This is a genomic window from Nocardia lasii (assembly GCF_042658545.1).
Classification (GTDB): Bacteria; Actinomycetota; Actinomycetes; order Mycobacteriales; family Mycobacteriaceae; genus Nocardia; species Nocardia lasii.
Genome location: NZ_JBHSQN010000016.1, coordinates 1 through 8,009 on the forward strand (window position 1 = coordinate 1; position 8,009 = coordinate 8,009).

Here is an 8,009-nt window from a genome sequence, read left to right on the forward strand (position 1 = left end):
CTCGTGTCTCGAACCGCTGGGCGGCTGAGTCGGTGTCCGTGTCGCTCTGACTTGAATAAAGTTACGTGCCGGAGAACGCGAAGTCAAATCGCCTGGTAAATCCGGCGTTTCACCAGGTCACGGGGGTGAGCTTACGGCATCGGCGGCCGGCGCGCCGGTGTTCGAGCAGCGCCGACGGGAGCCGGAATCGACCGGCGATCGGTCGGCAACTGATCGATCGTCCAAGCCCGTGCGCACCGCGACGATGACATCTACCGGGACACATGGGGTGCCGAGCATGGACATCGACCACCCGCGGATATACAGTTCTGCCGACATTCAGCAATTTCATAGCTACCGTCGGGGTGGAAGGTAGGTCGGGATGGCGGAGGATCTCGACTCGGTCGAGCGTCGCGCCTGGAGCGCGGTCCTCACCCTGTCGATGCGCGTACCCAGCGCACTCGATTCACGGATGCAGCGGGAGTTCGGCGTCACCCACTTCGAGTACCGGGTACTGGCCCTCCTGCGCGACGCCCCGCAGCGTCGGATGCGGTTGAGCATGCTCGCCGCGCGCGGGCACGGGTCCATTTCGCGTCTGTCCCATGTGATTTCGAAGCTCGAGCGGGTGGGATGGGCGCGGCGGGAGGCCTCGGCGTGCGGGCGCGGGATCGACGCGGTGCTCACCACCAGCGGCCAGGCCAAGCTCGCCGAGGCCACGCCGGACTATCTCGGCGCCGTCCGTGAGCTCGTGCTCGACGGACTCGACGAACCGCAGAAGGCGGAGCTGGCGGTACTGGGCGAACGGCTGTCACTGCATCTGATCCACACCCTCGGCGACGCCGAGGCGGGACAGCCCGCGCTCGAGTACTGAGCGCGACAACGACGACGCCGCCCTCGGGAACGGGGGCGGCGTCGTCGTGAGCGGAGCTCAGCTGCGGTGCGGGTGCCAGGTCGCGACGGCCCAGATCACCACGATGTCGATGACGATGATCAGGATCGACCACCACGGGTAGTAGGGCAGCCACAGGAAGTTGGCGATGATCGACAGCGCCGCGATCACCATGGCCGCGACCCTTCCCCAGGTCTGGCCGGCCAACAGGCCGATCGCGACGATCACCGCGATCGCGCCGAGGATGATGTGCCACCAGCCCCAGCTGGTGAGGTCGAACTGGTAGGTGTACTCCGGGCCGACGACGATCAGATCGTCGTTGGCGACCGCCGAGATCCCCTCGAAGATCTGCAGGACACCGACCACCGCCAGCAGGATTCCAGCGCCGATGGAGGTTCCTGCCGCGATCCCGTCGCGCACCGGGTGCTGATTCTGATTCGTCATCGCTGGGCCTTCCCGTCAGGTCAACGCCATGTGCCACCACGGCACACGCCAACGCTAGGAACGGGCGCGGCCCGGCGCCTCACCCGTTGCGGGTGAACTCCCCCACCGGACGCCGCTGCACCGCGCGCAGCGTCTTGCCGAGGTCGGTACGCAGGGTGATCAGCGCGTCGAGCAGGTAGTTCTGGCGCACCCGCCACGGGTGGCGATCACCTTGGCGGGGGAAGGTGGCGATCGAGCGCAGCACGTAACCGGAGTTCAGGTCGAGCAGGGGGCGACGTGTGAGGGTGCCGTCGGGCTCGGGGACGACCGCGGCGGCGCCGGTGCGGTCGAGGTGGGCCAGAACCTTGCAGACCAGGCGGGAGGTGAGGTCGGCGCGCAGGGTCCAGGAGGCATTGGTGTAGCCGACGCAGATGGCGAAGTTGGGCAGGCCGGTGAGCATGGCGCCCTGCCAGACGAACTGGTCGGCCAGCGGAACCGGGGTCCCGTCGACCGAGGGCGCGATGCCGCCGAAGGGCAGCAGCCGCAGGCCGGTGGCGGTGACCACGATGTCGGCGGGCAGGACCTCGCCCGAGACCAGGCGCACACCGTCGGGAACGAGCGCGTCGATGTGGTCGGTGACCACGGTGGCCTTGCCCTTCTTGATCGCCCGGAAGAAATCGGCGTCGGGGGCCGCGCACAGGCGCTGATCCCACGGGTCGTAGTCGGGGGTGAAGTGCTCGGCGACGAACTTGTCGTCGTGGAGGATGCGGGTGTTGAGGTCGGTGAGCAGCTTGCGCGCGGCGGCGGGGCGACGGCGGCAGAACTGATAGAAACCGATGTTGAACAGGATGTTCTTGGTCCTGATCAGGCGATGGGCCAGCCCGGCGGGCAGCAGGCGGCGGATCCGGTCGGCCTGCTTGTCGCGGCCGGGGACCGGGCTGATCCAGGTGGGACTGCGCTGCAACATGGTGACCCGGGCGGCGTCGGCGGCGAGGTTGGGGACCAGGGTCACCGCGGTGGCGCCGCTGCCGATCACCACGATCCGCTTGTCGCGGGTGTCGAGGTCGGCGGGCCAGAACTGCGGGTGCACCAGGGTGCCCGCGAAGTCGTCGCGGCCGCGGAGCTCGGGATCGTGCGGCTGCTGGTAGTCGTAGTAGCCCGCGCACGAGTAGAGGAAATCGCAGGTCAGGGTGCTCAGCTCGGGGCCGTCGGGGCCCTCGTGGGCAATGGTGAGCTGCCAGCGGGCCCGCGCCGAGGACCAGTCCGCGCCGATTACCCGGGACCCGAACCGGATGCGCCGGTCGATGCCGTTCTCGCGCGCGGTCTCGCGGATGTAGTCCAGGATCGCGGCGCCGTCGGCGATGGAACGGGCCGCGCGCCACGGCTTGAACGGGTAGCCGAGGGTGAACATGTCCGAGTCGGAGCGCACCCCGGGATAGCGGAACAGATCCCAGGTGCCGCCGAGGTCGGCGCGGGCCTCCAGAACGGCGTAGCTGCGGTGCGGGTGCTCGGTCTGCAGCCGGTAAGCGGCCCCGATACCGGACAGTCCGGCGCCGACGATGACGACGTCGAGGTGTTCGGGGGCAACGGCGGTGTCGGTCATGGGCTCCAGTGTGCCCGGCCACACTCCTGGGCACGAGACCGGATTTCGGTATCGTCGGAGCCGTGTCGTTTTTTCGGCGTGCGGGATGGTTGCTCGTCGGCGCACTGGTCATCGTGCTCGCTGCCGCTATCGCCGGGCTTCCGGTATTCGTGCACCCCCAGGTCGACCCGTTGCGGCCCGCCGATGTGATCGTGGTGCTGGGCGGCACCCCCTACGAACGCTTCGACGTCGGTATCGAACTCGCCGAACAGGGCTACGCCCCCGAGGTGCTGATCTCGCAATCCACCGGACCCGACGACCCCATGATGAACAAGTACTGCGGCGGGCGGTTCGCCTTCCGGGTCTCCTGCTTCGTGCCCGACCCGTGGACCACCGACGGTGAGGCCCGCGAAATCGTCCGGCGCGCCGAGATCTACGGCTGGCGCCACATCATCGTGGTCACCTTCACCCCGCACGTGTCGCGGGCCCGCTACATCGTGGAGAAGTGCTACGACGGCGAGATCACCATGGTCGCCAGCCCCTCGGACTCCGGGTTCAAGTTCTGGTCGTGGATGTATGTCCGCCAATCCGCTGGATATATCAGGGCTTTCGTGAACCAGCATTGTGAGATGGACTGACATATGGTGCGTCGGCTCCTACAGTGATTGCCAGCGCGGCCCAGGGATCCGCGCTGGTAGGAGGCGTCGATGCTCGTGGAAGATCTGCGCACCGTCGGCGACGACGCATTGCGCGCCCAGGTGTGTGTCATCGGGTCGGGGCCCGCGGGACTGACCGTGGCGACCGAGTTGGCCGCGGCCGGGTTGCGGGTGCTGGTGCTGGAAAGCGGTGGGGCCGAGATCGCCTGGGACGAAAGGGCCTTCGCCGCGATCGACAATGTCGGCGAACCGCGCACCGAACAGCATCGGATCTCGGGCAACAGGGTGCTCGGCGGTAGCTCGCACACCTGGGCCGGACGCTGCGGGGTGCTCGACGATCTGGACTTCGCCCCTCGGCCGTGGGTGCGCGAGTCCGGCTGGCCGATCGAGGCGAACACGCTCGCGCCGTTCGCCGATCGGGCCGCCGCGCACGCCGGGCTCGGGCACCCGGGCGGCTACACCGCCGAGGAGTTCTGGCCGCTGTCGGGCCGGACGGCACCGGAGGACGCCCTCGACCCCGCCGCGTTCCACCCCTACTTCTGGCAGATCAGTCGCGATCCGGGCAACCGGTTCGACTGCAAACGGTGGGGCGCGCACGTGCGCGACATCGTGGCACCGACCGCGCGGGTGCTGGTGAACGCCACGGTCACCCACATCGATACCGACGCCACCGGCGCGCACGTGAACTCGGTCGAGGTGACCGGCGCGGGCGGGCGGGTGCGGACCGTGCACGCGCGACTGTTCGTGCTGGCCGCGGGCGGGATCGACACACCACGGCTGCTGTTGGCCTCGCGACGCGCGGTCACGGGCGGGATCGGTAACCGCTACGACCAGGTCGGGCGGTACCTGATGGACCACCGGTGCGGGGTGGTCGCGACGCTGCCGCCCTCGGTGGCCGGGGCGGCGCTGGACCGGTTCGGGAAATACGTGGTGAAGGGGCCGCGGGGCAAACACACCTTTCTGCACGGGATCGCGCTGTCGAGCGCGCTGCAACGGCGCGAATCGCTGGTGAACTGCGCGCTGTGGTTGCAGGAGGTGCCCAGCGCGGACGATCCGTGGGACTCGGTGAAGCGGCTGCTGCGCGGACGGGCGCGCTGGCGGGATCTGCGAATCATGGCCGCCGACACGGGATTACTGCTCAGCGGGGCGCGGCGCAGGCTCATCGACGGGGTGGGGATCCCGCACCGGCTGGCCGGGGTGGAGGTGCGCGCGATGGTGGAGCAGACACCGAACGCCGAGAGCCGGGTACGACTGTCCGACCGCACCGACCCGGTGGGAATGCCGCTCCCACAAGTGGATTGGCGAGTCGGCGAGCAGGAGGATCGGACGGTGCGGCGCGCCACGGCACTGCTGGTCGACGAATTCGCCCGACTCGGATTGCCCGCGCCACGGGTGGTGCCCGCCGCGGCGCCGCACAGCACCGACCGGCTGCCGCTCACCGACTGGGCCCACCCCAGCGGCACCACCCGGATGTCGGCCGATCCTCGGCACGGGGTGGTCGATCAGCACTGCCGGGTGCACGGGGTGGACAACCTCTACATCGCGGGGAGTTCGGTGTTTCCGACGAACGGGCACGTCAACCCGACGCTGACCCTGATCACGCTCGCGGTGCGGTTGGCGGACACGGTACGGGCGGGGGTTTCGGCGCTGCCGGATTCCTCGGTGGCACAGCCGAGCTGAGGTGTCGGTGGGACGAATTAGATTGGGTGGGTGCCGGATTCAGTGTCGACGACTCATCCCCGTGAACCCCATACCGAGGGGATTGCGACTCGGCTGAACTGGTTGCGTGCCGGGGTGCTCGGTGCCAATGACGGGATCGTTTCCACGGCGGGGCTGGTCGTCGGGGTCGCCGCTACCACGGGTGAGGTGCGGACGATTCTGGTGGCGGGGGTGGCGGCGCTGGTGGCGGGGGCGGCGTCGATGGCGGTCGGTGAGTACGTTTCGGTGAGTACGCAGCGGGATTCGGAGAAGGCGTTGCTGGCTGAGGAGCGTCGCGAGCTGGCCGAGGAGCCCGACACCGAACTGGCCGAGTTGGCCGGGATCTACGAGCGCAAGGGACTCAGTCCGGCCACCGCGCGCACGGTCGCCGCCGAACTGACCGCCCACGACGCGTTCACCGCGCACGCCGAAGCCGAACTCGGAATCGATCCGCGCGCGCTCACCAACCCGTGGGCCGCGGCGCTGTCCTCGGCGATCGCGTTCACCTGCGGCGCGCTGCTGCCCCTGCTGGCGATCGTGTTGCCGCCGACATCGTGGCGGGTGCCGGTGACGTTCATCGCGGTGCTGGTCGCCCTGGCCGTCACCGGCTCGGTGAGCGCGCGCCTCGGCGGCAGTCGGCGCGGACGCGCGGTGCTGCGGGTGGTGATCGGCGGCGCGCTGGCGATGGCGATCACCTACGGGATCGGCGCCCTCGTGAACGGAGTGAGCGGATAGGTCGTGGCCGCTCGCGGGGCCACCGCTGAGACCCTGGAACTCGGGCGATCCGGTGGTCGGCGGGGGCGCGGGCGATCGCAACGGAATCAGCGCCTTCGGCGACTCGCCGGGGTTCGGAGGCCACAGCCCGCCGCAGGGCCTTTCAGGTGCTCGGCGAGAGTTGTCAGGGCCTCGGTTCAGCAGTCGGCCAGTTCTCGCTGGTCGATGTGGTGAGTGGGCGTCAGTGCATGGGGCCAAGGTCGAGGCGGCGGGTGACGCGGTCGACCACGTCGGGGGGCATGCCGGGTTCGCGGCGGGCGGCCTGGGCTTCGCGGCGGCCCGCCTCGGTGACAGCGGCGCGGACGGCGCGCATCTGAGCGACGAGCTTGCGTTCCTTGTCGAGGGTGGCTTTGACGTCGGCGTTGGCCGCCTCGGGGTCGGCCTTGGCGGACAGGCGGCGCAGGGTGGCCTTGATCTCCTCGTAGACGTCCTCGGGCAGGTTGTCGCGGGCCGCGATCGACTTCAGTTCGGAGAGTTCGGCTTTCACCACCCGGTTCCACAGCTGCTGTTCGAGCGCGCGCTCCTTCTGCGTATCGGCGCGCACACCGGTGAGGCGCACCACCAGCGGCAGGGTCGGGCCCTGGACGAGCAGGGTGAACAGCACCACCGCGAAGGCGACGAACAGGATCTCCGAGCGGGCCGGGAAATCGGCGCCGGTGTCGATGGTGAACGGGATGGCCAGGGCCAGGGCGACGGTCGCGACGCCGCGCATCCCCGCCCACCAGGTCACGATCACCTCCTGCCAGGTGAAGGGCGCGTCGGTGTTGGGCAGTTTGCTGCTCACGGCCCAGGTCGCCATCAACCACACCAGCCGCAAACCGACCACGACCGCGATCACCGCGACAGTGACCCCGGCCAGCGCGGTCCAGTTCTTGCCGGTGGTCTCGATGACCACCCGCAGCTCGAGCCCGATCAGGGCGAACGCGAAACCGGTGATGAGCATTTCGGTGATGTCCCAGAACGAATCGGCCACCAGCCGGTAGTCCCGGTCGCCGATCTCGGTGACGGCGTCGGTGAGATACAGCGCGCACACCAGCACGGCCAGCACCGCCGAACCGTCCCAGTGCTCGGCGATGCCGTAGGCGGCGAAGGGCAGCAGCAGACTCAGCGCGACCTGGGTGGTCGCGGTGTCGAGATGTTTGGTGAGGGTGCTGCCGAGCCAGCCCAGGACCAGGCCGACCACGAGGCCGACCACGGCCGCGAGCGCGAAGTCACCGAGCGCGTGCCAGGGCGAGAACAAACCGGTGACCACGACCTGGATGCCGACGGTGTAGATGACGATCGCGGTGACATCGTTGAACAGGCCCTCCCCGCCCAGGGTCACGATCAGTCGCCGCGGCAGGCCGAGCTTGCCCGCCATCGAGGTGGCCGCGACCGGGTCCGGCGGGGCCACCAGCGCGCCGAGCACCACGGCCGCGGCGACGGCGGTGGCCGGGTTCCAGGCGTGGAACACCGCGGCGACGGCGATCGCGGTGACGATCACCAACCCCACCGCCCGCAACGCGATGATCTGCCAGTTCTCCGCGAACTGCCGCCACGAGGTGCGGCGGGCGGCGGCGTAGAGCAGGGGCGGCAGGACCAGCGGCAGGATCAGATCCGGCGGAATGTTCAGGCTCGGCACGGCCGGGATCAGGGCGAGCACGCACCCGAACAGGGTCATCAGGATCGACGGCGCCAGACCGATGCGCTCGCCCAGCGGTTCGGCGAGCACGGCCGCCAGCAGAATCACGAACGTGAGCACCAACTGGTCCATAGCTGACCAGTCTCACCGACATCGGTGCGGCGCGCGGACCGACCCGCCGGTCAGGGACGCACGGCCGCGGCCGGGGGCAGCAGGATCGGCGGAATCGGGAACGGGAGCTGGATCGCGGGCGGCGGCGGTGGGGGCGGTGCGGGAGCCGGCGCGGGTTCGTAGACCGGCGGCGGCGGGGGCGCGGGCGGCGGCGGGGGTTCGTAGACCGGGGGCTGATAGGCCGGCGGTTCGTAGACCGGCGGCGGCGGGGGCGCG

Annotated in this window: 8 protein-coding genes; 4 read left to right on the top strand and 4 right to left on the bottom strand. The window is 69.8% G+C overall.

Annotated elements, in window-relative coordinates; translation table 11 throughout:
* The first annotated feature begins 361 nt into the window (after positions 1-361).
* Positions 362-850 (top strand): MarR family winged helix-turn-helix transcriptional regulator, encoded by a 489-nt coding sequence (locus ACFP3H_RS24890; protein ID WP_378609607.1) that lies wholly within the window; start codon positions 362-364, stop codon positions 848-850.
* Between the two features lie 57 nt (positions 851-907).
* Here ACFP3H_RS24890 and ACFP3H_RS24895 read toward each other — a convergent pair whose 3' ends face one another.
* Together ACFP3H_RS24895 and ACFP3H_RS24900 are read right to left on the bottom strand one after the other, a co-directional pair.
* Entirely contained in the window at positions 908-1,312 is a 405-nt protein-coding gene (locus ACFP3H_RS24895; RefSeq protein ID WP_378609608.1) for a DUF7144 family membrane protein, read from the bottom strand.
* Between the two features lie 79 nt (positions 1,313-1,391).
* Positions 1,392-2,894 (bottom strand): flavin-containing monooxygenase, encoded by a 1,503-nt coding sequence (locus ACFP3H_RS24900; RefSeq protein ID WP_378609610.1) that lies wholly within the window; start codon positions 2,892-2,894, stop codon positions 1,392-1,394.
* Between the two features lie 62 nt (positions 2,895-2,956).
* Here ACFP3H_RS24900 and ACFP3H_RS24905 point away from each other — a divergent pair, with 62 nt between their 5' ends.
* From ACFP3H_RS24905 to ACFP3H_RS24915, 3 genes are all read left to right on the top strand, one after another.
* Positions 2,957-3,511 (top strand): YdcF family protein, encoded by a 555-nt coding sequence (locus tag ACFP3H_RS24905; RefSeq protein ID WP_378609612.1) that lies wholly within the window; start codon positions 2,957-2,959, stop codon positions 3,509-3,511.
* A 69-nt stretch (positions 3,512-3,580) separates the two neighbouring features.
* Positions 3,581-5,209 carry a GMC oxidoreductase gene (locus ACFP3H_RS24910; RefSeq protein ID WP_378609613.1) on the top strand — a complete coding sequence of 543 codons (1,629 nt, stop codon included), beginning with the start codon at positions 3,581-3,583 and terminating at the stop codon, positions 5,207-5,209.
* 30 nt (positions 5,210-5,239) lie between these two features.
* On the top strand, positions 5,240-5,962 hold the full coding sequence (locus ACFP3H_RS24915; protein WP_378609615.1) for a VIT1/CCC1 transporter family protein: 723 nt from the start codon (positions 5,240-5,242) through the stop codon (positions 5,960-5,962).
* A gap of 220 nt (positions 5,963-6,182) precedes the next feature.
* Here the strand turns inward: ACFP3H_RS24915 and ACFP3H_RS24920 are convergent, their stop codons facing one another.
* Together ACFP3H_RS24920 and ACFP3H_RS24925 are read right to left on the bottom strand one after the other, a co-directional pair.
* A complete protein-coding gene (locus tag ACFP3H_RS24920; protein WP_378609616.1) occupies positions 6,183-7,754 on the bottom strand; it encodes a Na+/H+ antiporter in 1,572 nt (523 codons plus the stop codon).
* 50 nt (positions 7,755-7,804) lie between these two features.
* A partial coding sequence (locus tag ACFP3H_RS24925) for a hypothetical protein (RefSeq protein WP_378609618.1) occupies positions 7,805-8,009 on the bottom strand: 205 nt, incomplete at its 5' end.

Bases quoted from the DNA above. Each gene is read 5' to 3' on its own strand.
- ACFP3H_RS24890 (WP_378609607.1), top strand. From the start codon at position 362: ATGGCGGAGGATCTCGACTCGGTCGAGCGTCGCGCCTGGAGCGCGGTC.
- ACFP3H_RS24895 (WP_378609608.1), bottom strand. From the start codon at position 1,312: ATGACGAATCAGAATCAGCACCCGGTGCGCGACGGGATCGCGGCAGGA.
- ACFP3H_RS24900 (WP_378609610.1), bottom strand. From the start codon at position 2,894: ATGACCGACACCGCCGTTGCCCCCGAACACCTCGACGTCGTCATCGTC.
- ACFP3H_RS24910 (WP_378609613.1), top strand. From the start codon at position 3,581: ATGCTCGTGGAAGATCTGCGCACCGTCGGCGACGACGCATTGCGCGCC.
- ACFP3H_RS24920 (WP_378609616.1), bottom strand. From the start codon at position 7,754: ATGGACCAGTTGGTGCTCACGTTCGTGATTCTGCTGGCGGCCGTGCTC.